The sequence below is a fragment of the Achromobacter sp. GW823-FHT04E03 genome (assembly GCF_058796095.1).
The window spans coordinates 199,892-222,106 of record NZ_JBXAIJ010000002.1 but is presented as its reverse complement, the minus strand read 5'-3'; the positions used below and the strand labels follow the sequence as shown (position 1 = coordinate 222,106).

At 63.7% G+C, this 22,215-nt stretch carries 31 protein-coding genes; 23 read left to right on the top strand and 8 right to left on the bottom strand.

What is annotated here, in order from left to right:
* Positions 1–88: 88 nt before the first annotated feature.
* Positions 89–604 carry a hypothetical protein gene (locus AC1RHV_RS12310; RefSeq protein WP_175160065.1) on the top strand — a complete coding sequence of 172 codons (516 nt, stop codon included), beginning with the start codon at positions 89–91 and terminating at the stop codon, positions 602–604.
* A gap of 12 nt (positions 605–616) precedes the next feature.
* On the opposite strand, the gene AC1RHV_RS12305 is transcribed toward AC1RHV_RS12310, so the two are convergent.
* The 6 genes from AC1RHV_RS12305 to AC1RHV_RS12280 are packed head-to-tail and all read right to left on the bottom strand — an operon-like array spanning position 617 to position 6,316.
* Positions 617–1,684, bottom strand: a complete 1,068-nt coding sequence (locus AC1RHV_RS12305; RefSeq protein ID WP_054457281.1) for a branched-chain amino acid ABC transporter permease — start codon at positions 1,682–1,684, stop codon at positions 617–619.
* Positions 1,685–1,695: 11 nt separating this feature from the next.
* Entirely contained in the window at positions 1,696–2,706 is a 1,011-nt protein-coding gene (locus AC1RHV_RS12300) for a branched-chain amino acid ABC transporter permease (protein WP_054457279.1), read from the bottom strand.
* On the bottom strand, positions 2,703–3,452 hold the full coding sequence (locus tag AC1RHV_RS12295; protein ID WP_346544626.1) for an ABC transporter ATP-binding protein: 750 nt from the start codon (positions 3,450–3,452) through the stop codon (positions 2,703–2,705). Before AC1RHV_RS12295 ends, AC1RHV_RS12300 begins: the two co-directional genes overlap by 4 nt.
* A complete protein-coding gene (locus AC1RHV_RS12290; RefSeq protein ID WP_054457275.1) occupies positions 3,449–4,219 on the bottom strand; it encodes an ABC transporter ATP-binding protein in 771 nt (256 codons plus the stop codon). Before AC1RHV_RS12290 ends, AC1RHV_RS12295 begins: the two co-directional genes overlap by 4 nt.
* A 15-nt stretch (positions 4,220–4,234) precedes the next feature.
* Positions 4,235–5,407, bottom strand: coding sequence for a substrate-binding domain-containing protein (locus AC1RHV_RS12285; RefSeq protein ID WP_119449747.1), 1,173 nt, complete (start codon positions 5,405–5,407; stop codon positions 4,235–4,237).
* Between the two features lie 12 nt (positions 5,408–5,419).
* Positions 5,420–6,316: an alpha/beta fold hydrolase gene (locus tag AC1RHV_RS12280; RefSeq protein WP_054457271.1), complete on the bottom strand. Its 897-nt coding sequence runs from the start codon at positions 6,314–6,316 to the stop codon at positions 5,420–5,422.
* 168 nt (positions 6,317–6,484) lie between these two features.
* Here AC1RHV_RS12280 and AC1RHV_RS12275 point away from each other — a divergent pair, with 168 nt between their 5' ends.
* Positions 6,485–7,444, top strand: coding sequence for an AraC-like ligand-binding domain-containing protein (locus tag AC1RHV_RS12275; protein ID WP_054457269.1), 960 nt, complete (start codon positions 6,485–6,487; stop codon positions 7,442–7,444).
* A 97-nt stretch (positions 7,445–7,541) separates the two neighbouring features.
* On the opposite strand, the gene AC1RHV_RS12270 is transcribed toward AC1RHV_RS12275, so the two are convergent.
* Positions 7,542–8,969, bottom strand: coding sequence for an NAD-dependent succinate-semialdehyde dehydrogenase (locus AC1RHV_RS12270; protein ID WP_054457266.1), 1,428 nt, complete (start codon positions 8,967–8,969; stop codon positions 7,542–7,544).
* 192 nt (positions 8,970–9,161) lie between these two features.
* On the opposite strand from AC1RHV_RS12270, the gene AC1RHV_RS12265 reads away from it, so the two are divergent.
* From AC1RHV_RS12265 to rplQ, 19 genes are all read left to right on the top strand, one after another.
* Positions 9,162–9,914 (top strand): aspartyl/asparaginyl beta-hydroxylase domain-containing protein, encoded by a 753-nt coding sequence (locus AC1RHV_RS12265; protein WP_492300928.1) that lies wholly within the window; start codon positions 9,162–9,164, stop codon positions 9,912–9,914.
* A 352-nt stretch (positions 9,915–10,266) separates the two neighbouring features.
* Positions 10,267–10,635 carry a 50S ribosomal protein L14 gene (rplN, locus tag AC1RHV_RS12260; protein ID WP_006216531.1) on the top strand — a complete coding sequence of 123 codons (369 nt, stop codon included), beginning with the start codon at positions 10,267–10,269 and terminating at the stop codon, positions 10,633–10,635.
* A gap of 11 nt (positions 10,636–10,646) precedes the next feature.
* Positions 10,647–10,967: a 50S ribosomal protein L24 gene (gene rplX, locus AC1RHV_RS12255; protein WP_006389623.1), complete on the top strand. Its 321-nt coding sequence runs from the start codon at positions 10,647–10,649 to the stop codon at positions 10,965–10,967.
* Positions 10,968–10,979: 12 nt separating this feature from the next.
* Positions 10,980–11,519, top strand: a complete 540-nt coding sequence (rplE, locus tag AC1RHV_RS12250) for a 50S ribosomal protein L5 (protein ID WP_054457265.1) — start codon at positions 10,980–10,982, stop codon at positions 11,517–11,519.
* 12 nt (positions 11,520–11,531) lie between these two features.
* Positions 11,532–11,837 carry a 30S ribosomal protein S14 gene (gene rpsN / locus AC1RHV_RS12245; protein WP_006216527.1) on the top strand — a complete coding sequence of 102 codons (306 nt, stop codon included), beginning with the start codon at positions 11,532–11,534 and terminating at the stop codon, positions 11,835–11,837.
* 10 nt (positions 11,838–11,847) lie between these two features.
* Positions 11,848–12,243 carry a 30S ribosomal protein S8 gene (rpsH, locus tag AC1RHV_RS12240; RefSeq protein WP_006216525.1) on the top strand — a complete coding sequence of 132 codons (396 nt, stop codon included), beginning with the start codon at positions 11,848–11,850 and terminating at the stop codon, positions 12,241–12,243.
* Between the two features lie 12 nt (positions 12,244–12,255).
* Positions 12,256–12,789, top strand: coding sequence for a 50S ribosomal protein L6 (gene rplF, locus AC1RHV_RS12235; protein WP_054457262.1), 534 nt, complete (start codon positions 12,256–12,258; stop codon positions 12,787–12,789).
* A gap of 21 nt (positions 12,790–12,810) precedes the next feature.
* A complete protein-coding gene (gene rplR, locus AC1RHV_RS12230; RefSeq protein WP_054457260.1) occupies positions 12,811–13,176 on the top strand; it encodes a 50S ribosomal protein L18 in 366 nt (121 codons plus the stop codon).
* A 15-nt stretch (positions 13,177–13,191) separates the two neighbouring features.
* Positions 13,192–13,713 carry a 30S ribosomal protein S5 gene (gene rpsE, locus AC1RHV_RS12225; RefSeq protein ID WP_013397003.1) on the top strand — a complete coding sequence of 174 codons (522 nt, stop codon included), beginning with the start codon at positions 13,192–13,194 and terminating at the stop codon, positions 13,711–13,713.
* 3 nt (positions 13,714–13,716) lie between these two features.
* A complete protein-coding gene (gene rpmD, locus AC1RHV_RS12220) occupies positions 13,717–13,902 on the top strand; it encodes a 50S ribosomal protein L30 (RefSeq protein ID WP_175133197.1) in 186 nt (61 codons plus the stop codon).
* A 9-nt stretch (positions 13,903–13,911) separates the two neighbouring features.
* On the top strand, positions 13,912–14,352 hold the full coding sequence (rplO, locus tag AC1RHV_RS12215) for a 50S ribosomal protein L15 (RefSeq protein ID WP_059379401.1): 441 nt from the start codon (positions 13,912–13,914) through the stop codon (positions 14,350–14,352).
* A gap of 14 nt (positions 14,353–14,366) precedes the next feature.
* Positions 14,367–15,692, top strand: a complete 1,326-nt coding sequence (gene secY, locus AC1RHV_RS12210) for a preprotein translocase subunit SecY (RefSeq protein ID WP_013397001.1) — start codon at positions 14,367–14,369, stop codon at positions 15,690–15,692.
* Positions 15,693–15,700: 8 nt separating this feature from the next.
* Complete coding sequence (infA, locus tag AC1RHV_RS12205) at positions 15,701–15,919, top strand: translation initiation factor IF-1 (protein WP_003806927.1); 219 nt, start codon at positions 15,701–15,703, stop codon at positions 15,917–15,919.
* Positions 15,920–15,953: 34 nt separating this feature from the next.
* Entirely contained in the window at positions 15,954–16,067 is a 114-nt protein-coding gene (rpmJ, locus tag AC1RHV_RS12200; protein ID WP_003806928.1) for a 50S ribosomal protein L36, read from the top strand.
* A gap of 43 nt (positions 16,068–16,110) precedes the next feature.
* The gene (rpsM, locus tag AC1RHV_RS12195; protein WP_008168996.1) at positions 16,111–16,476 is read left to right on the top strand and encodes a 30S ribosomal protein S13; all 366 of its coding nucleotides are present in this window, start codon (positions 16,111–16,113) and stop codon (positions 16,474–16,476) included.
* 15 nt (positions 16,477–16,491) lie between these two features.
* A complete protein-coding gene (rpsK, locus tag AC1RHV_RS12190) occupies positions 16,492–16,893 on the top strand; it encodes a 30S ribosomal protein S11 (RefSeq protein WP_006216516.1) in 402 nt (133 codons plus the stop codon).
* Between the two features lie 11 nt (positions 16,894–16,904).
* Entirely contained in the window at positions 16,905–17,528 is a 624-nt protein-coding gene (gene rpsD / locus AC1RHV_RS12185; protein WP_054457258.1) for a 30S ribosomal protein S4, read from the top strand.
* Between the two features lie 215 nt (positions 17,529–17,743).
* Positions 17,744–18,730, top strand: coding sequence for a DNA-directed RNA polymerase subunit alpha (locus tag AC1RHV_RS12180; protein WP_006216514.1), 987 nt, complete (start codon positions 17,744–17,746; stop codon positions 18,728–18,730).
* 184 nt (positions 18,731–18,914) lie between these two features.
* Positions 18,915–19,307 (top strand): 50S ribosomal protein L17, encoded by a 393-nt coding sequence (gene rplQ / locus AC1RHV_RS12175; protein ID WP_006389635.1) that lies wholly within the window; start codon positions 18,915–18,917, stop codon positions 19,305–19,307.
* 73 nt (positions 19,308–19,380) lie between these two features.
* On the opposite strand, the gene AC1RHV_RS12170 is transcribed toward rplQ, so the two are convergent.
* Entirely contained in the window at positions 19,381–19,818 is a 438-nt protein-coding gene (locus AC1RHV_RS12170; protein ID WP_054457256.1) for an HIT family protein, read from the bottom strand.
* Between the two features lie 122 nt (positions 19,819–19,940).
* Here AC1RHV_RS12170 and cutA point away from each other — a divergent pair, with 122 nt between their 5' ends.
* Entirely contained in the window at positions 19,941–20,288 is a 348-nt protein-coding gene (cutA, locus tag AC1RHV_RS12165) for a divalent-cation tolerance protein CutA (RefSeq protein ID WP_054457254.1), read from the top strand.
* The gene (dsbD, locus tag AC1RHV_RS12160; RefSeq protein WP_156337431.1) at positions 20,288–22,177 is read left to right on the top strand and encodes a protein-disulfide reductase DsbD; all 1,890 of its coding nucleotides are present in this window, start codon (positions 20,288–20,290) and stop codon (positions 22,175–22,177) included. The genes cutA and dsbD overlap by 1 nt, the downstream gene beginning before the upstream one ends.
* Positions 22,178–22,215 lie beyond the last annotated feature (38 nt).

Below are 22,215 nucleotides of genomic sequence, written 5' to 3'. Positions count from 1 at the left end.
CCGTTCTGATATAAGACGGCAAGGGATCAAACCCTTGCCGTTTTTTTTCGCCCGGATCTTTTGCTTCGAACTCAGGAATCAGGACATCATGCGCGGTTTCATGAATGCGGCGCGGTTTGGCTTGTTGATGGCTTGCGCATGGATGGCGGCGCTGCCGGCCGCCGCTCAGACTGCCGCGCCGTCGGGACAGCAGCCATCGCCGGCGCAGGATCCTGCAGCCCTGGGCCGCGCCTTGCTCGACGCCGGTCCCGATGCCAGGGTACGCATGGACGGCCTGTCGCGCGATCACGCGGCGATCTTCGGCACTGAAGACGCGAATGAGCAGGCCTTGATGGACCAGGATCGGGCCATCGGGGAACGCAGGGAACAGATGCGGATGCTGGAGAAGCTCTTCAGCGAGAAGCCTGCGGCCGGATCGCATCCGCCGACGATGATTCCATTGAAGCCGGGCGGGGACATGACCATGCCGGCTCTGACGCCGACCCCGTCCGGTTCGCAGCTGGACCGCGGCGCCCAGGACACGCGCCGCAGCCTGGATGACATGCAGCGGCGCGTCGACGGATTGCGGCGCGAGGCCGATGCGTTGGGGCAGCGTGGCCGCTGAGGGCCGGCCCCGTCAAGGGCGCCGCGCCAGTTCCCGCAACCGCCCCGCGATTCCCGTCGGGAAGTAATAGACCGACACCACGAACAGGATTCCCAGCCACAACAGCCACCGGTCTGGCTCGAACAGCAGCGCCAACGGCGCCACGCCCGACACCGCGTCGTGGATCACGTGGAGCCCATCTTGCAGATAGCTCTGCGCGAACACGAACAGGCTTGCGCCCACCACGGCGCCGTACATGGTGCCCATCCCGCCGATCACCAGCATCAGCAGAATGTTGAGCATGATCTCGAACGACAGCGAGGTATCCGGGCCGTTGTAGCGCAGCCAGAGCGCGTACATGGCGCCCGCAAGCGTGGCGAAGGCGGCCGCCAGCAGATTGGACAGGCTGCGGTAAAGCACCGTGCGGTAGCCGATGGCTTCGGCGCGGAACGGGTTCTCGCGTATGGCTTGCAACACCCGGCCGAAGGGCGAATTCACGATGCGCAGCAACAGCAGGAACAGCACCACGCAGACCGCTGCGATCAGGTAGTAGGTGATGACGCGGCCGTCCACCGTCACGCCGAAGATCTGCTCCGAGAAAGGCCGGAAGGCCGGCCGCAGCATCTGCGGCACCTTGAAGTTCAGCCCATCCTCGCCACCCGTCAGATCGGACAATTGCGACACCAGCGTCTGGAACGCCGCAGCGACGGCCAGGGTGATCATGGCGTAGAAGATCGCGCGCACGCGCAGGCTGGCCAGGCCGATCAGCAAGGCGAACGCAAGCGATACCACCAGGCCGCCGCCCAGGCCTGCGAACACCGCGGTCCAGCCCGGTTCCATGCGGATGCTGGCGATCGCCACGCCATACGCGCCGATGCCGAAGAACATGGTGTGCGCAAAGCTGACGATGCCGGTGTAGCCCAGCAGCAAGTCATAGCTCGCGACCAGGATCACGAACACCAGGATCTTCGCGGCCACCGCCAGCGACTTGGGACCGGGAAAGAGGAAGGGTGCGGCGGCAAGCAGGGCCACGATGGCGATAAGCGCCAGGGCCAGCAGCGTGCTGCGCGGAGGATCGCCGGAAAGCAGGCGTACGGACATGTCGGCGGTTCCTAGCGATTCGTGACCGGGTACACGCCTTGGGGACGCCACAGCAAGATGGCGACCATCAGCGCGATGTTCGAGAACAGGGCGGCCTTGGGCAGCAGGAAGCCGGTGTAGTTGGCCATCAGCCCCACCAGCAGCGCGCCGATCAGGCAGCCCACAGTGGAACCCAGGCCGCCGATCATGATGACGATGAAGATCAGCACGTTGACCTGCGCGCCCAGCTGCGGCACGACCGATTGCTGGTACATGCCCCATAGCACGCCGCCCAGTCCCGCCAGCATCGAGCCGGCCACGAACACGCCGACGAACAGATGACGGATGCGGTAGCCCAGGCTTTCCACCATCTCGCGGTCCTCGACGCCAGCGCGGATCAGAAGGCCCAGCTTGGTTCGGTTGAGCAGCCACAGCATGCCGGCCAGCACCAGCAGCCCCGTCAGCAGGGCGACAATGCGGAACTTCTCGATGGCGGCATCGCCCAGCAGGAATGCGCCGCGCAGCGCCTCGGGCAGCGGCAGGGAAATCGTCTGCGGACCCCACAGCATCTTGATGATCTCCTCGCCGATGATCATGCCGCCCATGGTGATGAGGATCTGCTTCAGATGCTGGCCGTAGACAGGCCGCACGATGACGCGTTCGAACGCCAGGCCCACTGCGCCCGCGACCAGCATGCCGACGATCATGGCGGGCAGCACCGCGCCCAGGTTGATCCACAAGCTGCCCGACTGGGTCCAGTCGGCCATGGAGCCCAGCACGGTTGCGGCCATGTACGCGCCGATTGCGATGAACAGGCCGTGGCCGAAGTTCAACACGTCCATCAGGCCGAAGACCAGCGTCATGCCCGAGGCCACGATGAAGATGATCATGCCCATGGCCAGCCCCGCCAGGGTCAGGGTGACCCAGGTGGAGAAGGAACCCACCAGGGGCAGGGCAAGTGCGGCCAGTGCGACCACCAGCAGCACGGGGCGCAGGTCCGCGCGCACGCGCGGCAGCGGGGTATCGAGTTCGAGCGTGCTCATTGATGGCTTCCCAGCGACAGGCCCAAGAGGCGCGTCTGTAGTTCATCGTCCGCGGCCAGTTCGGCCATGCCGCCTGCATGGACGACGCGGCCGTTGTCCATCACGGCGACGTGATCGCCGACCAGGCGCGCGAAGTTGAAGTTCTGCTCGACCAGCAGGATGGTGGTGGACGCCTGCTTCAGTTCAATGAAGGCGTCGATCATGTTCTGGATGATGGCGGGCGCCAGGCCTTTGCTGGGCTCGTCCACCAGCAGCAGCCGGCGCGGCTCGATGATGGCGCGCGCCACGGCCAGCATCTGCTTTTGACCGCCCGACAGCTTGCCGGCGGGATGTAGCCAGAACTTCTTCAATGCCGGAAAGAACCCGAAAATCCATTCCAGCCGCGCCGTATCCAGCTGGCTGGCGTTCCTGGCCTGGCGCGCCGCGAGCAGGATGTTCTCCTTCACGGACAGGTCGGCGAAGATGCCCATGCTTTCGGGCACGTAAGCCATGCCCATGCGTGCCATGTCGGGCGGCGAGGTGCGCGTGCCCGGGCCGCCGACGGGCGTGCCGTCAAAGCGCACCTGGCCTTGCGATGCGCGCCACAATCCCATGATGGTGCGCAGCGTGGTGGTCTTGCCGGCGCCGTTGCGGCCCAGCAGCATGGTCACGGCCGCCGGCGCGACCGCCAGGTCCACGCCGTGCAGGATGTGGTACGCGCCGATGTGCGTGTGCACGTTCTTCAATTCCAGCAACGCCTGCGTCATGCCGCCTTCTCCGCCGGGCTCACGCCCAGATAGGCCTGCTGCACGATGGGCGAGGCGATCACCGCCGCCGGGTCGCCGTCGGCCATCAGCTGGCCGTTGTGCAGCACCACGATGCGGTCCGCCAGTTCGCGCACCACGTCCATCTTGTGCTCCACGAGCAGAATCGTTTTCGTCGGATCGTTCTTGAGTTCGCGGATCAGGTCCAGCACGACGGGCACGTCGTCCACGCTCATGCCTGCCGTCGGTTCGTCGAACATGAAAACCTGCGGCTCCAGCGCGATCAGCATGGCGATCTCCAGCTTGCGCTGGTCGCCGTGCGGCAAGTCGGCGGCAGGCTGGTCACGGCGCGCGGACAGGCGGGTGCGTTCCAGCAGCGCGTCGGCGCGTTCGATCAGGCCCCGGTCGTCGCTCCAGGTGCGCCAGAACCGGATCTGGCGCCAGCTCATGCCTTGCTGGCGCGATTGCAGGGCCAGGCGCACGTTCTCATGCACGCTCAGGCGCGGGAACAGCTGGGTCAGCTGAAAGGCACGCCCCAGTCCCGCATGCATGCGCGCGGGGGCGGCCAGCGGGGTCAGGTCGCGCCCGTTCAGGCGCACCGTCCCGGCGCTGGCGCGCAGCTGCCCGGAGATCAGGTTGAAGTAGGTGGTCTTGCCCGCGCCGTTTGGGCCGACTATGGCGGTCAGGGTGCCAGGCGCAAAGCTGCAGCTGACTTCATTGACCGCCACGTGTCCGCCGAAACGGATCGTGAGCGATTGGGTTTCCAGCATGGATGGACTGCGCGCTCAGCGTTTGTTCTGGATCGGCACCGACATCTGGTCCGGCGTGATTTCCTTGACCAGGTCCTGCACGGCCCACGGCACCGACGGATCGTTCTTGATGCGGAAGTGGTACATGGACTGCATGGCCTGGTGGTCCTCGGGGCGGAAGGTCATCTTGCCCTTGGGCGTCTCGAAGCTCATGCCTTCCATGGCCTTGATCAGTGTGTCGGTATCGGAGTCGCCCTTGGTCTTGGCCAGCGCGGTGGCGATGGCGATGCCCGAGGCCATGCCGCCTGCGGTGAAGAAGTCCGGCGGCTGGCCGTAGCGCTTCTGGTGCTCCGCCACCAGCCAGTCGTTGATCGGATTCTTGGGGATGCCGTAGTAGTAATAGGTGGCGCCTTCCATGCCCGCCAGCGACTTCAGCGGCGTCATCGCGGCCAGCGTGTTGCCGCCCGTGGCGATCTCGATGCCGAAGCGCTTGGGGTCCAGGTCGGCGATCTTGAACGGGTTGCCCGCGCCCGCCCACAGGATGAAGATGATCTTGCGGCCCGGCTTGTCCTTCAACGCATCGAACAGGCGCTGCGCGCCGGCGGTGAAGTCGGTGGCGTTGGCGGGCAGGTATTCCTCGTGCACGATCTTGGCGTTCTTCAAGGCGCCCTTGAACGCCTTCACGCCGTCGCGGCCGAAGGCGTAGTCCTGCGCCAGCATGGCGATCGAGGTGCCGGCCTGGTCGAAGGCGACCGCGTTGGCGATGGCGTCCTGCGACGAATTGCGGCCGGTGCGGAAGATGTACTTGTTCCACTTGTCGCCCGTGATCGAATCCGCCACCGCGGGTTCGACCAGCAGGATCTTTTCGTACTCCTCGGCGATGGGCAGCATCGCCAGCGCGACGCCGGAAGAGGTGGGGCCGACGGCGATGTCGGCGTTGTCGTCCGCGTAGGCCGAGGCCAACTGCGCGCGCGCCACGTCGGGCTTGCCCTGGTTGTCTTTTTCGATCACGCGGATCTTGCGCCCGGCGACCGTCATGGTGCCTTGCGTCGCATATTCCAGCCCCAGCATCAGGCCGTTCTGGGTTTGCTTGGCGTAGGCCTCCAGGGGGCCGGTCTTGTCGTAGACGTGGGCGACGACGAAGTCTTTCGCCGCGATGGCGGAATTCATGCAGAGGCCGGCGAGCGCGGCGAGCAGGACGCGTTTCATGGGTATCTCCTGTTATTGGGGGCGGTCAGCCGCCGTGTGGTCCGGCGTGGCAAGGAACTGGCGGATGGCGTCGATCTGCGCAGCGACATTGAGAGCAGGGGCGTGGCCGCAATCGGGGAAGTCGATGCGCTGCGCGCGCGGCCCGCGGCGGGTCATGGCGTCGGCGACTTCGGGCAGCAGCAGGTCCGAATCGGCGCCGCGCAGCAACAGCAGCGGCATGCGCAGCGAGTCGTAACCATTCCAGCGGTCGTAGTCCCGCGGGTGGTTGCTGAACTGGCCGACGATGGCCGGATCGTAGTGCAGGGTGATCCGGCCGTCCGGCAGCCGGCGCACGGATGTTTCTGCCATACGGCGCCATTGCTCGTCGCTCTGCCAGCCGTAGGGCTTATAGGCGACGCGCAGCCAGGCTTCGAGTTCGGTGACCGTATCGAAGGCCGGCGGCGCGCCGACATAGGCCACGATGCGGTCGATGGCGGCCTGCGGCAGTTCGGGCCCGATGTCATTGACGACCAGGTGCGAGATCCGGTCGCGCAGGGTCGTGGCGGCAGCGTGCATGCCGGTGGCGCCGCCCATGGACGTTCCCACCCAGCGCACGCGATCCAGCGACAGCCCGTCCGCCAGGGCGCGGGCCAGCGTTGCATAGAAGTCGAGCTGGTATTCGGCGACCGGGTCGGGGCTCCATTGCGACAGGCCGCGGCCGATCGCGTCCGGGCAGATGATGCGGTAGTCGTCCGCCAGCGCCTGCGCCAGGTCGTCGAAGTCGCGGCCAGTGCGGGCCAGGCCATGCCACATGATGACGGGGGGCGCGTCCGCGGCGCCCCATTCGGTGTAATGCAGCTCGCGGCCTGCGCAGCGCAGATAGCGCGAAGCCGGCGCGTGGCGGCCGGCTGGTGCGGGCGCTGGTGCCATGAGTCTCCTCCCGGGTTGTCCAGGTTGTGTGCTTATCGGGCTGAATATAGACTTGCGCCAAGCGCGCCTTCAAGGCGCCGGACACCCCGCAGCAGGGTGAGTCAAGAATATGTAGACGCAGGATCACGAGCGCCCGGCCGCGGCGCAGGCGTCCAAGGAGACCGAACCATGTCCGATACGGAATTCGCCATTTCGGCCAGCGCTGGCGCTGACCGGCGCGACGAATGGCGCGCGGCGTTGTCGCACGCGTTCGGTCCCTTCGAGGTGCATGGCGGCCGGCCCGACAATTTCGCCGGACATGTGCGCTACGCGCGGCGGGGCAGCCTGCAGTTCAACGACCTCCATTACCAGGGACAGAAGCTGGAGCGCACCGCCGGCAACGTGTCGCGCCTGGATCAGGAGTTCTATACCTTCGGTCTGCCGCTGGCGGGACCTCTGGTTGTGCAGCAGCAGGGGCGGGAGTTCCAGGTCGAACCCGGCTGCGTCTATCTGATGAACCAGAGCCTGCCCTACCAGGCCACGGCACAGGGCGCTGCGGGGTACCGCAGCCTGAGCGTGTCTTTTCCGCGCAGCGCGCTATTGCAGCGCGATTCCCGCGTCGGCGCCTTCTACAAGCTGCGCGTCGACGACGGTTCGCCGCGCGGCGCTTTGCTGGCCAGCTACATGGACCACTTGTTCAAAGGCGTGGACGGCTGGTCGGATGTCGAGGCGGCGGAACTGGGCGAGCGCCTGATCGACCTGATCGTGCTGTTTCTGGTGCAATCAGGGCAGGGGCATGCATCGGAGTCGGACAGCAGCGTCACGCTGGCGCATCGGCAGCGCGTGCTGGCCTACATCCGCCAGCATTTGGCGGATCCCGCGTTGTCCCCGCAGCAGGTGGCGCAGGGCTGCGGCTTGTCGGTGGCCTATCTGCATCGCATCCTGCGCGCGGGCGGCCTGTCGGTGGAATCCTTCATCTTCGACCAGCGGCTCGACAAGTGCCGCGAGCTTTTGTTGAGCCCGCAGCACAGCCACCGCAGCATTGCCGAACTGGCCTATCAGGTGGGTTTCTCGCACCCCTCGCATTTCAGCCGACTGTTCAAGCGCCGCTTTGGCATGACGCCGCGCGATTTGCGGGCAAGTTCCTGAGCGGCCTTCTGCCGCGGACATCCCGGCCCGGTTCTCCAGGCATGAGGCAAAAAAAAGCCCCGCAGAAATCCTGCGGGGCTTTGTTGTCACTGCCAGGTCAGATGTGCGTGATGAACTTCGTGACCAGGTAGCCGTCGAACGTTTCCAGACCGCCTTCGCTGCCGATGCCGCTGTCCTTGATGCCGCCGAAGGGCGTCTCGGCCAGGGCGCTGCCGAAGTGGTTGATGTTGACCATGCCGGCTTCAAGGCCGTTGGAGACCTTGGTGGCCGTCTGCAGCGAGTTCGTGAACACGTAGGACGACAGGCCGAAGGGCAGGCTGTTCGCGCGGCGCAGCACTTCATCGGTATCCGTGAAACGGACCACCGGCGCGACCGGGCCGAAGGGCTCCTCGGTCATCAGCATGGAGTTGTCGGGCACTTCGGTCACGACCGTGGGGGCGAAGAAGAAGCCCTTGCGGTCCAGCGGGCCGCCGCCGACCACCACCTTGCCGCCGTGCTTCTTGGCGTCGTCGATGAAGGCGCTCATGGCGGGGACGCGGCGCTCGTGCGCCAGCGGGCCCATGTCGGTGCCGGCTTCCAGGCCGTCGCCGACCTTGATGTTCTTCAGCACTTCGGAGAAGCGCGCGAGGAACTGCTCGTAGGCGCCGTTCTGGACATAGAAGCGGGTCGGCGACACGCACACCTGGCCGGCGTTGCGGACCTTGAACTTGGCCAGCATGGTGGCGGCGCGGTCGATGTCGGCGTCGTCGAACACCAGCACGGGCGAGTGGCCGCCCAGTTCCATGGTGACGCGCTTCATGTGGGCGCCGGCCAGCGCGGCCAGCTGCTTGCCCACCGGCACGGAGCCGGTGAACGACACCTTGCGCACGATGGGCGAGCGGATCAGGTAGTCGGAGATCTTGGCGGGTTCGCCCCAGACGATGTTCAGGCAGCCCTTGGGCAGGCCGGCGTCGTGGAACATGCGCGCAATGGCCATGACGGCGCTGGGCGAGTCCTCGGGACCCTTCAGCACTACCGTGCAGCCGGCGCCGATGGCGGCGGCGATCTTGCGGATGGCCTGGTTGTACGGGAAGTTCCAGGGCGTGAACGCGGCGCAGACGCCGATGGGTTCGCGCACCACGATCTGGCGCACGTCAGGATTGCGCGGCGGGACCACGCGGCCGTAGATGCGACGGCATTCCTCGGCGTGCCAGTCGGCGTGTTCGGCGCAGGAGGTGACTTCGCCCACGGCTTCCGCCAGCGGCTTGCCCTGGTCCAGCGTCATGTTGCGGCCGATTTCCTGGGCGCGTTCGCGCGACAGCGTCGCAACCTTGCGCAGGATGGCCGAGCGGTCCATGGGAGAGGATTTCTTCCACGACTCGAACGCGCGCTGGGCGGCGGCTAGCGCGCGATCCAGATCCGCTTCGGTGGCGTGGGGCAGCTGGCCGAGAACTTCCAGCGTGGCCGGGTTGATGACGTCCTGGGTGCGCCTGCCCTCTCCGGCGACGAATTCGCCGTCGATATACAGCGCCAACTGTTCATACATGCCTGTCTTCCCTTGCGAAATAGGAGTGGATAGCGATCACTGTCGCCCACGCCAGTCTAAACCAGCTTGTCCGCGGCGGGGAGGGCCAATGCCCGGCGGCGCCTTGGAGCCAATCTGCTGGCGCAAGTCTTGCGTGCCCGCGCCGGCATGGACAAAATGGTGCATCTTTGGCTGTCTATCCGGCTACCTATTGTGCAACCCCTCGATGCGCGTCCGCCCAGCAAGCCCAGTTTCTACTCGCGCACCTTTTTCCGTTTCATAGACTGGTTGCGCAACCGGATCGCCCAGGCCTCGCTGGTCGGCGACCGTCCCATTTTCGACAATGACCAGTTTTCCTGGGTCGCCGCGCTCGAGGCCCAGGCGCCCGCCATCCGCGCTGAGCTGGCAGGCCTGCTCTCCGAACGCCAGCACCTCCCCGCCTTCCATGAAATCTCTCCCGACGTGGGCCAGATCACCTCGGACGACCAATGGAAGACTTTCGTCTTCATGGGCTACGGCCTGCGCTCCGAGCGCAATCTGGCGCGCTGCCCGGCGACCGCCCGGGCGCTGCAGGGAATCCCGGGCATCCGCACGGCGTTCTTCTCCATCCTGGAGGCCGGCAAGCGCATCCCCCTGCACACGGGGCCGTACAACGGCGTCCTGCGCCTGCACCTGGGGTTGGTGGTACCCGAACCGGCCGAGCAATGCTGGATCGAGGTCGGGGGCGAGCGTTACAGTTGGCGCGAAGGGCAGGCGGTGGTGTTCGACGACCTGTACCCGCACCAGGTCCACAACGACACCGCCGGACTGCGCGCCGTGCTCTTCGTGGACTTCGAGCGTCCCTGCCGCGCTCCGGTAAAATGGCTAAACCGCCTGGTGCTCATGGCTGCCCCCTTCACGGACGAAATCCGTCGCGGCAAGGCCAACCACGATGCCTGGGAGAAGGGCTACTACCGCCAGAAATAGGGGCGGATAGCCTCGGTTCACCCCGGTCACGGGGAAAGCGTGGCTTTTGTGGGTTATCCACACAAAGTGCTTGCGCTCAAAAATTAACCACGTTAGAATTATCAGCTTTCCCAGATTGTCGATCGAGTTGGCCCGCGCCTATGCAGGTTAGCCCGACGTGTTGGGGGAATACCCGCAGGATTTCAACCCAGGGTCGTTGCGTTGCCAACCAGTTGCGTGAGTAGGGCGAAAGCTCCAGACATGCCAACACAAAAGCAGGGCGGCAGACCTGACGGGACCAAAACTGGCAGGAATTGCAGTGTTCCCTTGTTGGGAAAACCGTATTTCCAGTTAAGTTGGAACAGGAAAAATCATGATCCAAATGCAGACCACGCTGGATGTGGCCGATAACACTGGTGCGCGTCATGTCATGTGCATTAAGGTGCTCGGTGGCTCCAAGCGCCGTTATGCCGGTATCGGCGACATCATCAAGGTGAGCGTCAAAGATGCGGCTCCGCGCGGACGCGTCAAGAAAGGCGAAATTTACAATGCCGTGGTGGTTCGTACCGCCAAGGGCGTGCGCCGTAAAGACGGTTCGCTGATTCGTTTCGGTGGCAATGCCGCTGTGTTGCTCAACGCCAAGCTGGAGCCCATCGGCACCCGCATCTTCGGACCCGTTACGCGTGAACTGCGTACCGAGAAGTTCATGAAGATCGTGTCGTTGGCCCCGGAAGTGCTGTAAGGAGCCCTACGATGAACAACATTCGTAAAGGCGACGAAGTCATCGTCCTGACCGGCCGCGACAAGAAGCGTCGCGGTACCGTGCTGGCGCGCGTCGATGCCGACCACGTTCTGGTCGAAGGCGTCAACGTCGTCAAGAAGCACGTGAAAGCCAACCCGATGGCTAACAACCCGGGCGGGATTGTCGAAAAGACCATGCCGATTCACATCTCGAACGTCGCGCTGTTCAACCCGGCCACCGGCCGTGGCGATCGCGTCGGCGTGCAAGAAGTCGAAGGCCGCAAGGTTCGCGTGTTCCGTTCCAATGGTGCCGTTGTCGGCGCCAAGGCGTAAGGGGCGATAGACATGTCTCGTTTGCAAGATCTCTACAAGAGCAAGGTCGCTGCCGACCTGCAAGCCAAGTTTGGCTACAAGAGCACGATGGAAGTGCCGCGCATCACCAAGATCACCCTGAACATGGGTGTGTCGGAAGCGGTGTCGGACAAGAAAGTCATCGAGCACGCTGTTGGCGACCTGACCAAGATCGCCGGCCAGAAGCCCGTCGTGACGAAGACCAAGAAGGCTATCGCCGGGTTCAAGATCCGCGAAAACTACCCGATCGGTTGCATGGTCACGCTGCGCGGTCAACGCATGTACGAATTCCTGGATCGCCTGGTGGCGGTTGCGCTGCCTCGCGTGCGCGACTTCCGCGGCATCTCGGGTCGTGCGTTCGACGGCCGTGGCAACTACAACATCGGGGTGAAAGAGCAGATCATTTTCCCCGAAATCGAGTACGACAAGATCGACGCGCTGCGTGGGCTGAACATCAGCATCACCACCACCGCGAAGACCGACGAAGAAGCCAAGGCGCTGTTGACGGCCTTCAGCTTCCCGTTCCGTAACTAAGGGGCTGATGACGTGGCTAAACTTTCCCTCATCAATCGCGACATCAAGCGCGCCAAGCTGGCTGACAAGTTCGCCGCCAAGCGCGCTGAGTTGAAGGCGATCATCGACGACCAGTCGAAGACCGACGAAGAACGTTACCAAGCTCGGCTCAAGCTGCAACAGCTGCCGCGCAATGCCAACCCGACGCGTCAACGTAACCGTTGCGTGGTCACCGGTCGTCCGCGCGGCGTGTTCCGCAAGTTCGGCCTGACGCGCCACAAACTGCGTGAAATGGCGATGAAGGGTGAAATCCCCGGCATCACCAAGGCCAGCTGGTAGGAGAAACAATATGAGCATGAGCGATCCCATCGCCGATATGCTGACCCGCATTCGCAATGCGCAGCAAGTGGACAAAGTTACGGTGAGCATGCCCTCCTCGAAGCTGAAGGCGGCCATTGCCGCTGTGCTGAAGGACGAAGGCTACATCGACAGCTTTGAAATCAAGGGCACCCAGGCCAAGCCTGAGCTCGAGATCACCCTGAAGTACTACGCTGGCCGTCCGGTCATCGAGCGCATCGAACGCGTTTCGCGCCCCGGTCTGCGTATCTACAAGGGCCGTACCAGCATTCCTCAGGTCATGAACGGCCTGGGCGTGGCTATCGTTTCGACCTCGCGCGGCGTCATGACCGACCGTAAGGCTCGCGCCAACGGCGTCGGCGGCGAAGTGCTGTGCTACGTGGCCTAAGGAGAAATTCGAATGTCACGTATCGCTAAGTATCCGGTCGAACTGCCCAAGGGTGTTGAAGCCAACATCCAGCAGGATCAGATCACCGTCAAGGGCCCGCTGGGCTCCCTGACCCAAGCCCTGACCGGCGACGTCACGATTGCGTTGGACAACGGCAAGCTCACGTTTGCCGCCGCCAACGACAGCCGTCACGCCAACGCCATGTCGGGTACCGTGCGCGCTCTGGTGGCCAACATGGTCACGGGCGTGAGCAAGGGCTTCGAGCGCAAGCTGACCCTGGTCGGCGTGGGTTACCGCGCATCGATCCAAGGCGACGCCGTTAAGCTGCAGCTCGGTTTCTCGCACGACGTTTTGCACCAGTTGCCGGCCGGCATCAAGGCCGAGTGCCCGACCCAGACGGAAATCGTCATCAAGGGCGCCAACAAGCAAGTCGTCGGTCAGATGGCCGCTGAAATCCGCGCGTACCGCGAACCCGAACCCTACAAGGGCAAGGGCGTGCGTTACTCGGACGAACGCGTCGTCATCAAAGAAACCAAGAAGAAATAACGGCGCACGCAAGGACGAATCATGGACAAAAAAGTTTCCCGTTTGCGTCGTGCGGTTCCGACCCGCCGGAAGATCAACGAGCTGCGCGTTCATCGCCTCTCGATTTTCCGCTCGAACCAGCACATCTACGCCAACATCATTTCGCCGGAAGGCGATCGCGTTTTGGTCAGCGCCTCGACGGTCGAAGCCGAAGTGCGCGCGCAACTGTCCGGCCAGTCCGGTCAGGGCGGCAACAAAGCCGCTGCGTCGCTGGTCGGCAAGCGCGTGGCCGAAAAGGCCAAGGCTGCCGGTATTGAACTGGTCGCTTTCGATCGCTCGGGCTTTCGTTACCATGGCCGCGTGAAAGCGCTGGCCGATGCCGCGCGTGAAGCCGGCCTGAAGTTCTAAGCGAGGATCTGTCAAATGGCTAAAGTACAAGGCAAGAACGCCGCGGAAAAAGAGAACGATGACGGCCTCCGCGAAAAGATGATCGCGGTCAACCGCGTGAGCAAAGTGGTCAAGGGTGGTCGCACCATGAGCTTTGCCGCGCTGACCGTGGTTGGCGATGGCGATGGCCGCATCGGCATGGGTAAGGGCAAGGCGCGTGAAGTGCCGGTGTCCGTTCAGAAGGCTATGGAACAGGCCCGTCGCGGCATGTTCAAGGTCGCTCTGAAGAACGGCACGCTGCACCACACCGTGGTTGGCAAGCATGGCGCCGCTACCGTGCTGATCTCGCCCGCTGCTGAAGGTACCGGCGTTATCGCCGGCGGCCCGATGCGCGCTATTTTTGATGTGATGGGTGTGCGTAACGTGGTTGCCAAGAGCCTGGGCTCGAGCAACCCCTACAACATGGTTCGCGCCACGTTGAACGGCCTGCGCGCCTCCATGACCCCGGCTGATGTTGCTGCCAAGCGCGGCAAGTCGGTCGAAGAAATCCTGGGGTAAATCATGGCTCAGAAGCAGATCAAAGTGACCCTCGTGCGCTCGGTGATCGGTACCAAGCAATCGCACCGTGACACGATTCGCGGTTTGGGCTTGGGCCGTATCAACAGCAGCCGCGTGCTGGTCGATACGCCCGAGGTGCGTGGGATGATCCGTAAGGTGGATTATCTCGTTTCCGTCTCGGAAGCCTAAGGAATCACCATGTCGGATATGCAACTTAATTCGCTGAAGCCCGCTGAGGGCAGCAAGCACGCCAAGCGCCGCGTCGGCCGTGGCATCGGTTCGGGTCTGGGTAAGACCGCCGGCCGTGGTCACAAGGGTCAGAAGTCGCGTTCGGGCGGTTTCCATAAGGTTGGCTTCGAAGGCGGTCAAATGCCGCTGCAGCGTCGCCTGCCCAAGCGTGGTTTCACCCCGCTCGGTCAGCACCTGTACGCCGAAGTCCGTCTGTCGGACCTGCAAGCCCTGCCCATCGACGAAGTCGACGTGCAAGTGCTGAAGGCCGCTGGCGTGATTGGCCAGGCGGTTCGTTTCGCCAAGGTCATCAAGTCGGGTGAACTCTCGCGCAAGGTCGTGCTCAAGGGCATTACCGCGACGGCCGGCGCTCGCGCCGCCATCGAAGCCGCGGGCGGCTCGCTTGCTTGATCACGAGGTGACGAGTGGCTAACGCGCAGGCATTGGGCAAAACCGGAGCACGGTACGGCGATCTGAAGCGCCGCCTCGTGTTCCTGGTGCTCGCCCTGGTGGTTTACCGTTTGGGTACACACATCCCCGTGCCGGGCATCAACCCGGATGCGCTGGCGGACTTGTTCCGTCAGAACCAGGGCGGGATCCTGGGCCTGTTCAACATGTTCTCGGGCGGGGCGCTCTCGCGCTTCTCGATTTTTGCCCTGGGGATCATGCCGTACATTTCGGCATCCATCATCATGCAGCTTATGTCTGTGGTGGTGCCGTCGCTGGAATCGCTCAAGAAAGAGGGCGAAGCCGGCCGTCGGAAGATCACCCAATACACCCGCTACGGCACGGTTGTGCTGGCGCTGGTGCAGGCTGTGGGCATTTCGGTAGCGTTGGAGTCCCAGCAGGGACTGGTGATCGATCCGGGCATGCTGTTCCGCTTTACGACCGTCGTGACCTTGGTCACCGGCACCATGTTCGTCATGTGGCTGGGTGAGCAAATCACGGAACGTGGTCTGGGCAACGGGATTTCCATCCTGATCTTCGCAGGTATCGTTGCGGGTCTGCCCGCGGCGCTGGCTGCACTGTTGGACCTGGTCCGCACCAACTCGATGTCCGTGCTTTCGGCACTGTTCATCGTGGCTCTGGTGGTGCTGGTTACCGCTTTTGTGGTGTTCGTGGAACGCGGACAGCGCAAGATCACGGTGAACTACGCCAAGCGTCAGGTCGGCAACAAGGTCTACGGTGGTCAAAGCTCGCATTTGCCGCTGAAGCTGAACATGGCAGGGGTGATTCCGCCGATCTTCGCATCGTCGATCATTCTGTTCCCGGCCACGATCACGAGCTGGTTCTCCAGCAGTGAGAACATGCGCTGGCTTAGCGACCTGGCTGCGGCCCTGTCGCCTCGTCAACCGCTCTACATCACGCTGTACTCGGTCGCGATTATTTTCTTCTGCTTTTTCTACACGGCTCTGGTGTTCAACAGCCGCGAAACGGCGGACAACCTGAAGAAGAGTGGTGCGTTTGTTCCGGGCATCCGTCCGGGCGAACAAACAGCGCGCTACATCGACAAGATCCTGATGCGTCTGACGCTCGCAGGTGCCATCTACATCACGTTGGTGTGCCTGTTGCCGGAATTCTTGGTGATGCGCTGGAACGTTCCTTTCTACTTCGGTGGTACGTCCCTGTTGATTATTGTGGTGGTGACGATGGATTTCATGGCGCAGGTTCAGGCCTACATGATGTCTCACCAGTACGACTCGTTGCTCAAGAAGGCTAACTTCAAGGGCGCGGGTTTGCCGATGCGGTAAGCAAAAGAATGTCCAAGGACGACGTCATTCAGATGCAAGGTGAGGTTCTTGAGAACCTCCCGAACGCGACATTTCGCGTCAAGCTCGAAAACGGCCACGTGGTGTTGGGCCATATTTCCGGCAAGATGCGTATGCATTACATCCGGATCCTGCCGGGTGACAAGGTCACAGTGGAGCTCACGCCCTATGACCTGACGCGAGCCAGGATAGTTTTCCGCTCCAAATGAGCGGAACCGGATTACGGAAAATTAGGAGTCAACCATGAAAGTAATGGCATCGGTTAAGCGGATCTGCCGCAACTGCAAAGTTATCAAACGTCACGGCGTGGTGCGCGTTATCTGCACCGACCCGCGTCACAAGCAGCGTCAAGGCTAACTCGGGTTAGCGACTACGCAACGGATTTATTCAAGGAACAGTCATGGCCCGTATTGCTGGCATTAACATTCCGCCGCAACAGCACGCCGAGATCGGCCTGACCGCCATTTTTGGCATCGGTCGTACGCGCGCTCGCAAGATTTGCGAAGCGGCAAACGTACCCTTTGACAAAAAGGTCAAGGATCTGAGCGACGCTGAATTGGAACGCGTCCGCGAACATGTTGGTTTGTTCACGGTTGAAGGCGACCTGCGTCGTGAAGTACAGCTCTCGATCAAGCGTTTGATCGACCTGGGAACCTACCGCGGCATGCGTCACAAGCGCGGTTTGCCCGTGCGCGGCCAGCGCACTCGCACCAACGCCCGCACCCGTAAGGGCCCGCGTCGTGCTGCTGCGTCCCTGAAGAAATAATCGAGGAACTGGATTATGGCGAAAGCTTCCACCAGCGGCGCTTCGCGCGTGCGCAAAAAGGTCAAGAAGAACGTCTCGGACGGCATCGCGCACGTTCACGCGTCGTTCAACAACACCATCATCACCATCACCGATCGTCAGGGCAACGCGCTGTCGTGGGCCACGTCGGGCGGTGCTGGCTTCAAGGGTTCGCGCAAGTCGACCCCGTTCGCCGCGCAGGTCGCTGCTGAAACGGCTGGCCGCGTTGCGCTGGAGTACGGCATCAAGACGCTGGAAGTGCGCATCAAGGGCCCCGGCCCTGGCCGCGAATCGTCGGTCCGCGCTCTGAACGCGCTGGGCATCAAGATTTCGTCCATCGCCGACATCACGCCCGTTCCGCACAACGGCTGCCGTCCGCCGAAGCGTCGTCGTATCTAAAGGGAATCCACATGGCTCGTTATACTGGACCCAAATGCAAGCTCTCGCGTCGCGAGGGTACTGATCTGTTCCTGAAGAGCGCCCGCCGCTCGCTGGATTCCAAGTGCAAGCTGGATTCCAAGCCTGGCCAACACGGCCGCACTTCGGGTGCCCGCACTTCCGACTACGGTCTGCAGCTGCGCGAAAAGCAAAAGCTCAAGCGCATGTACGGCGTGCTGGAAAAGCAATTCCGCAAGTACTTCGCTGAAGCCGAGCGTCGCCGTGGCAACACCGGCGAAACGCTGATCCAGCTGCTGGAATCGCGCCTGGACAACGTCGTCTACCGCATGGGCTTCGGCTCGACCCGCGCCGAAGCTCGCCAGCTGGTGAGCCACCGCGCCATCGAACTGAACGGCCACACGGCTGACATCGCTTCGATGCTGGTCAAGGCTGGCGACGTCGTGTCGGTCCGCGAAAAGGCCAAGAAGCAAGGCCGCATCAAGGAATCGCTCGACCTGGCCACCAGCATCGGCATCCCCCAGTGGGTGGAAGTCGATACGACCAAGTTGACCGGTACGTTCAAGTCGGCCCCCGATCGCGCTGACGTCGCTCGCGACATCAACGAATCGATGGTCGTCGAACTGTACTCGCGTTAATCAGGCCTGCCGGCGCTACCTTCGCAATGCGCCGGCGAGCTGGTCTCGCGACCCGTTCGCACGTCCCGCAGCAGCCCGCTTTCCGCCTTCAGGCGGAGCGGGCTTTGCGGTAAGTATTGGCCGGTGTTTTTCGCGCCGTCCGCATTTCAAGTTTCACCCTGTCCATCAGCCTTATCGGTGTAACGAGCCGAGGGTATTGAAAAGGAACACAGTAAATGTCCACTCAAGGTTTCCTGAAGCCGCGCTCCATTGAAGTCGAACCGGTCGGCACGCACCATGCCAAGATCGTGATGGAGCCGTTCGAGCGTGGCTACGGTCACACGCTGGGCAACGCCCTGCGCCGCATCCTGCTGTCTTCGATGACCGGCTACGCGCCGACCGAAGTCCAGATGACGGGCGTGGTGCACGAATACTCGACCATCCCGGGCGTTCGCGAAGATGTCGTCGACATCCTGCTGAACCTGAAGGGCGTGGTCTTCAAGCTGCACAATCGCGACGAAGTGACCCTGGTTCTGCGCAAGACCGGCGCGGGCACCGTGCTGGCCAGCGACATCGAGCTGCCGCACGACGTCGAGATCATCAACCCCGGCCATGCCATCTGCAACCTGACGGATGCAGGCAAGCTGGAAATGCAGATCAAGGTTGAAAAGGGCCGCGGCTACGTGCCGGGCAACGTGCGCGCGCTGTCGGAAGACCGCACCCACACCATCGGCCGCATCGTTCTGGACGCTTCGTTCAGCCCGGTCCGCCGCGTGAGCTACGCGGTTGAAAGCGCCCGTGTGGAACAGCGTACCGACCTGGACAAGCTGGTCCTGGACATCGAAACCAACGGCGTCATCTCGCCCGAGGAAGCGGTGCGCCAGTCGGCTCGCATCCTGATGGACCAGATCTCGGTCTTCGCCGCCCTGGAAGGCGCTGGCGATTCGTACGAAGCCCCGGTCCGCGGCACGCCGCAGATCGATCCGGTGCTGCTGCGCCCGGTCGACGACCTGGAACTGACCGTGCGTTCGGCCAACTGCCTGAAGGCCGAAAACATCTACTACATCGGCGACCTGATCCAGCGTACCGAAAACGAGCTGCTCAAGACCCCGAACCTGGGTCGCAAGTCGCTCAACGAGATCAAGGAAGTCCTGGCCGCACGCGGCCTGACGCTGGGCATGAAGCTCGAAAACTGGCCCCCCCTGGGCCTGGAGCGTCCCTAAGTCTTGAAAGGGTGCCGCCTCTGGAAAGGGGCGGTTCCCGCAGGCAGCCGGCCTCGCGCCGGCCAGTTTGCGAAACCGTCGTAAAATGCACCGTTTTCTACCGGACCGCGGCCTGATTGCAGGTTGATAGAAGAGCCGGCAACCCGATGGCTGACGCCATCTTTAGATTCAAAGGAAACTTATCATGCGTCACGGTAATGGCTTGCGTAAGCTCAACCGCACCAGCAGTCACCGTCTTGCCATGTTCCGCAACATGGCCGTTTCGTTGATCACCCACGAAGCCATCAAGACCACGCTGCCGAAGGCGAAAGAATTGCGCCGCGTCATCGAACCCCTGATCACGCTGGGCAAGGAGCCCACGCTCGCGAACAAGCGTCTGGCTTTTGCCCGTCTGCGCGATCGCGATGCGGTGGTGAAGCTGTTCGCCGAAATCGGCCCGCGCTACGCGGCCCGTAACGGCGGCTACACCCGCGTGCTGAAGATGGGCTTCCGTCAAGGCGACAACGCTCCCATGGCTTTCATGGAACTGGTTGACCGTCCGGAAGTCGATGAAGCCGCTGAGGACAGCGCCGAATAATTTCGGTAGCTCGATAAGCGACAAGGGCGGGTCTTCGGACCCGCCCTTGTTTTTTTTGTGCGGCCGCCGCGCGCTACGAGGCGTGCAGCTCGCTACGCAGTTGCGCCGCTGTTGCGGCCAGCGCCTCGGTTGCGGGCTGCGGCGGCATCTTGAAGGTCAGGTCCTGCTGCTCGATGTATTGGGTGGACGTGACGTCCTGCGGGTGATGCATGGGGATGACGTGGGCGTGCGCATGCGCCACGTGGATGCCGGTGAAGGCGAAGCCCACGCGTTCCACGTCATACAGGCGCTTCATGTGGCGTCCGAGCTTCTGGCCCAGGTTGAGGATGCTGCCTGCCAGGTCGGCCGGCATATCCTCGTAATAGGGATAGTGCTGCTTGGGGATGATGAGCACATGCCCGGGGCGCACCGGGTGGATATCGAGAAAGGCCAGCAGGCGTTCATCCTCGTGGACCACGTGCGCGGGGATTTCGTGACGGGCGATGCGGCAGAACAGGCAGTTATCGGACATGCGTGCCTCGGTGGGTGCGGGTGGCATGGCGGCGCGTTCAGGCCCGGCGGATCCGGACGATGGCCGCAATACCGATAAAATACCCCGAGTTACGTCCCATACGGGTATCCCGAGGAGCCTCCATGTTGCGAGATGACGACGTTGTGCTGGTCATCAGCAATGCGCCCGACCTGCTGCTGGCCAAGCGGATTGCGCATGTCCTGGTCGAAGACGGATTGGCCGCCTGCGTGAACCTTGGCGCGCCGGGCCTGTCCATCTACATGTGGAAAGGAGAGGTCGAAGGGGCGGAAGAAATCCCCATCCACATCAAGACCACATACGCGCGCCACCAGGCCGTAGTGCAGGCCCTGGCGCAGATGCATCCCTACGATGTGCCCGAGATCATCGTGCTGCCTGTCATTGGCGGCGCGGCGCCCTATCTGGACTGGGTGCGTGAACAGACGGCCGTCACGCAGAACAAGAGAGACTGATGTTGCAACTAGTCGGTATCGGCGCGCTCCGGCGCGAGTCCCGCGCGCCGCGCGCCTTCTTCAGGCAGTGGCTGGCCTTGTTGGCCATGATGCTGCTGTTGCTGGGCTGGCAGGCTGCCGCGCGCGCCGAGGCCGAGTTCCTGGAGCCCGAGAAGGCCTTCGTGTTCAGCGCCGAGATGGTGGCGCCTGAAACGCTGGAACTGCGCTACCGCGTCGCGCCGGGCTACTACATGTACCGCGAGCGCTTCGGCATCACCATCAGTCCCATCGGCGCCGCCAAGCTGGGCGAAGCCGTCTATCCCAAGGGCGAGGTCAAGTACGACCCGACCTTCGAGAAGGACATGGAGGTCTTCCACCAGGACGTGGTGATCCGCGTGCCGGTGGCTGCGGGCGGACAGCCCTTCACCCTGACCCTGACCGCGCAAGGCTGCGCCGATGCGGGGCTGTGCTACCCGCCCATGGACAGCAGCGTGAAACTCACGCCGGTGGCAGGTGGCTATGCACTGGCTGGACCGGGAGGAATCCCGGCCGCCGCGTCTGGCGCATCCAGCGGGCTCGGCGCGCTGGTCAACGCGGGCGACACCGGCCTGGCCGACGCCCTGGGCGGCCTGGGCTGGGTAAAGACCGCCGGCGTGTTCCTGGTGCTGGGCCTGTTGCTGGCATTCACGCCCTGCGTGTTGCCCATGATTCCCATCCTGTCCTCCATCGTGCTCGGCGGGGCCGCGCAGGCCAAGCCGTCGCGCGGCCGCGGCCTGGCTCTGGCCGCGACCTATGTGCTGGGCATGTCCGTCGTCTACACCGCGCTGGGCGTGGCGGCCGGATTGAGCGGGGCCGGACTCGCCGCCTGGCTGCAGACGCCTTGGATCCTGACCCTGTTCGCCATCCTGCTGGCTGTGTTGGCGCTGGCCATGTTCGATGCCTTCACGTTCCAGATGCCTGCCGGCATCCAGGGCTGGCTGTCGCAGCGCTCGGCGCGCATTCCGGGCGGGCGCTACACCGGCGCCTTGGTGATGGGCGCCTTGTCGGCGCTGATCGTCGGCCCCTGCGTGGCCGCGCCGTTGGCGGGCGCGCTGTTGTATATCTCGCAGACCGGGGACGTGGTGCTGGGCGGATCGGCGCTCTTCGCAATGGCCTGGGGCATGGGCGTGCCGCTCTTGATCGTGGGGGCGTCCTCGGGCGCCTTGCTGCCCAAGGCCGGTCCCTGGATGGACGGCGTGAAGCGCTTGTTCGGCATGCTCTTGCTGGCGACCGCCTGGTGGATGCTGATCCCGGTAGTGCCGACCTGGGTGCAGATGACGGGCTGGGCTTTCCTGGCCGTGGTTGCCGCCGTGATGCTGCGGGCGTTCGATGCCTTGCCCGATGGCGCGGGCGCTGCGCGCATGTTCGGCAAGGGTGTGGGCCTGTTGCTGGCGCTGGCGGCCGCGGCCTGGCTGATCGGCGCAGCCAGTGGCGGACGCGACGTGCTGCAGCCGTTGTCGCACCTGGCGGCGCGCGGCGATGCGCCCGTGGGCGCGGCGGCCAGCAGCGGCGAGGTGCACTTCACCCGCGTGCGCAACAACGCGGAACTGGACGCCTTGCTGGCGCAAAGCCGTCAGCCGGTGATGCTGGATTTCTACGCCGATTGGTGCGTGTCGTGCCGCGAGATGGAGCGCTTCACCTTTACCGATCCGGGCGTTGCGCAGCGCATGTCGGGCATGCTGCTGGTGCAGGCCGACGTGACCGCGAACAACGCCGATGACCGCGCGTTGCTCAAGCGCTTCCGCCTTTTCGGCCCGCCGGGCATCATGTTCTTCGAACCGGGTGGCAAGGAGCTGCCCGAGGCGCGCGTGGTGGGCTTCCAGGACGCCAAGCGCTTTACTGAATCGCTGGACAAGGTCCTGCTGCGCTGAACGCGCGCGGCTTTGCCGCAAGCGTGATCCGCCATACA

Coding starts and splice junctions, on each gene's coding strand:
- AC1RHV_RS12310 (WP_175160065.1), top strand. CDS start 89: ATGCGCGGTTTCATGAATGCGGCGCGGTTTGGCTTGTTGATGGCTTGC.
- AC1RHV_RS12305 (WP_054457281.1), bottom strand. CDS start 1,684: ATGTCCGTACGCCTGCTTTCCGGCGATCCTCCGCGCAGCACGCTGCTG.
- AC1RHV_RS12300 (WP_054457279.1), bottom strand. CDS start 2,706: ATGAGCACGCTCGAACTCGATACCCCGCTGCCGCGCGTGCGCGCGGAC.
- AC1RHV_RS12295 (WP_346544626.1), bottom strand. CDS start 3,452: ATGACGCAGGCGTTGCTGGAATTGAAGAACGTGCACACGCACATCGGC.
- AC1RHV_RS12290 (WP_054457275.1), bottom strand. CDS start 4,219: ATGCTGGAAACCCAATCGCTCACGATCCGTTTCGGCGGACACGTGGCG.
- AC1RHV_RS12285 (WP_119449747.1), bottom strand. CDS start 5,407: ATGAAACGCGTCCTGCTCGCCGCGCTCGCCGGCCTCTGCATGAATTCC.
- AC1RHV_RS12280 (WP_054457271.1), bottom strand. CDS start 6,316: ATGGCACCAGCGCCCGCACCAGCCGGCCGCCACGCGCCGGCTTCGCGC.
- AC1RHV_RS12275 (WP_054457269.1), top strand. CDS start 6,485: ATGTCCGATACGGAATTCGCCATTTCGGCCAGCGCTGGCGCTGACCGG.
- AC1RHV_RS12270 (WP_054457266.1), bottom strand. CDS start 8,969: ATGTATGAACAGTTGGCGCTGTATATCGACGGCGAATTCGTCGCCGGA.
- rplN (WP_006216531.1), top strand. CDS start 10,267: ATGATCCAAATGCAGACCACGCTGGATGTGGCCGATAACACTGGTGCG.
- rplX (WP_006389623.1), top strand. CDS start 10,647: ATGAACAACATTCGTAAAGGCGACGAAGTCATCGTCCTGACCGGCCGC.
- rplE (WP_054457265.1), top strand. CDS start 10,980: ATGTCTCGTTTGCAAGATCTCTACAAGAGCAAGGTCGCTGCCGACCTG.
- rpsH (WP_006216525.1), top strand. CDS start 11,848: ATGAGCATGAGCGATCCCATCGCCGATATGCTGACCCGCATTCGCAAT.
- rplF (WP_054457262.1), top strand. CDS start 12,256: ATGTCACGTATCGCTAAGTATCCGGTCGAACTGCCCAAGGGTGTTGAA.
- rplR (WP_054457260.1), top strand. CDS start 12,811: ATGGACAAAAAAGTTTCCCGTTTGCGTCGTGCGGTTCCGACCCGCCGG.
- rpsE (WP_013397003.1), top strand. CDS start 13,192: ATGGCTAAAGTACAAGGCAAGAACGCCGCGGAAAAAGAGAACGATGAC.
- rpmD (WP_175133197.1), top strand. CDS start 13,717: ATGGCTCAGAAGCAGATCAAAGTGACCCTCGTGCGCTCGGTGATCGGT.
- rplO (WP_059379401.1), top strand. CDS start 13,912: ATGTCGGATATGCAACTTAATTCGCTGAAGCCCGCTGAGGGCAGCAAG.
- infA (WP_003806927.1), top strand. CDS start 15,701: ATGTCCAAGGACGACGTCATTCAGATGCAAGGTGAGGTTCTTGAGAAC.
- rpmJ (WP_003806928.1), top strand. CDS start 15,954: ATGAAAGTAATGGCATCGGTTAAGCGGATCTGCCGCAACTGCAAAGTT.
- rpsM (WP_008168996.1), top strand. CDS start 16,111: ATGGCCCGTATTGCTGGCATTAACATTCCGCCGCAACAGCACGCCGAG.
- rpsK (WP_006216516.1), top strand. CDS start 16,492: ATGGCGAAAGCTTCCACCAGCGGCGCTTCGCGCGTGCGCAAAAAGGTC.
- rpsD (WP_054457258.1), top strand. CDS start 16,905: ATGGCTCGTTATACTGGACCCAAATGCAAGCTCTCGCGTCGCGAGGGT.
- AC1RHV_RS12180 (WP_006216514.1), top strand. CDS start 17,744: ATGTCCACTCAAGGTTTCCTGAAGCCGCGCTCCATTGAAGTCGAACCG.
- rplQ (WP_006389635.1), top strand. CDS start 18,915: ATGCGTCACGGTAATGGCTTGCGTAAGCTCAACCGCACCAGCAGTCAC.
- AC1RHV_RS12170 (WP_054457256.1), bottom strand. CDS start 19,818: ATGTCCGATAACTGCCTGTTCTGCCGCATCGCCCGTCACGAAATCCCC.
- cutA (WP_054457254.1), top strand. CDS start 19,941: ATGTTGCGAGATGACGACGTTGTGCTGGTCATCAGCAATGCGCCCGAC.
- dsbD (WP_156337431.1), top strand. CDS start 20,288: ATGTTGCAACTAGTCGGTATCGGCGCGCTCCGGCGCGAGTCCCGCGCG.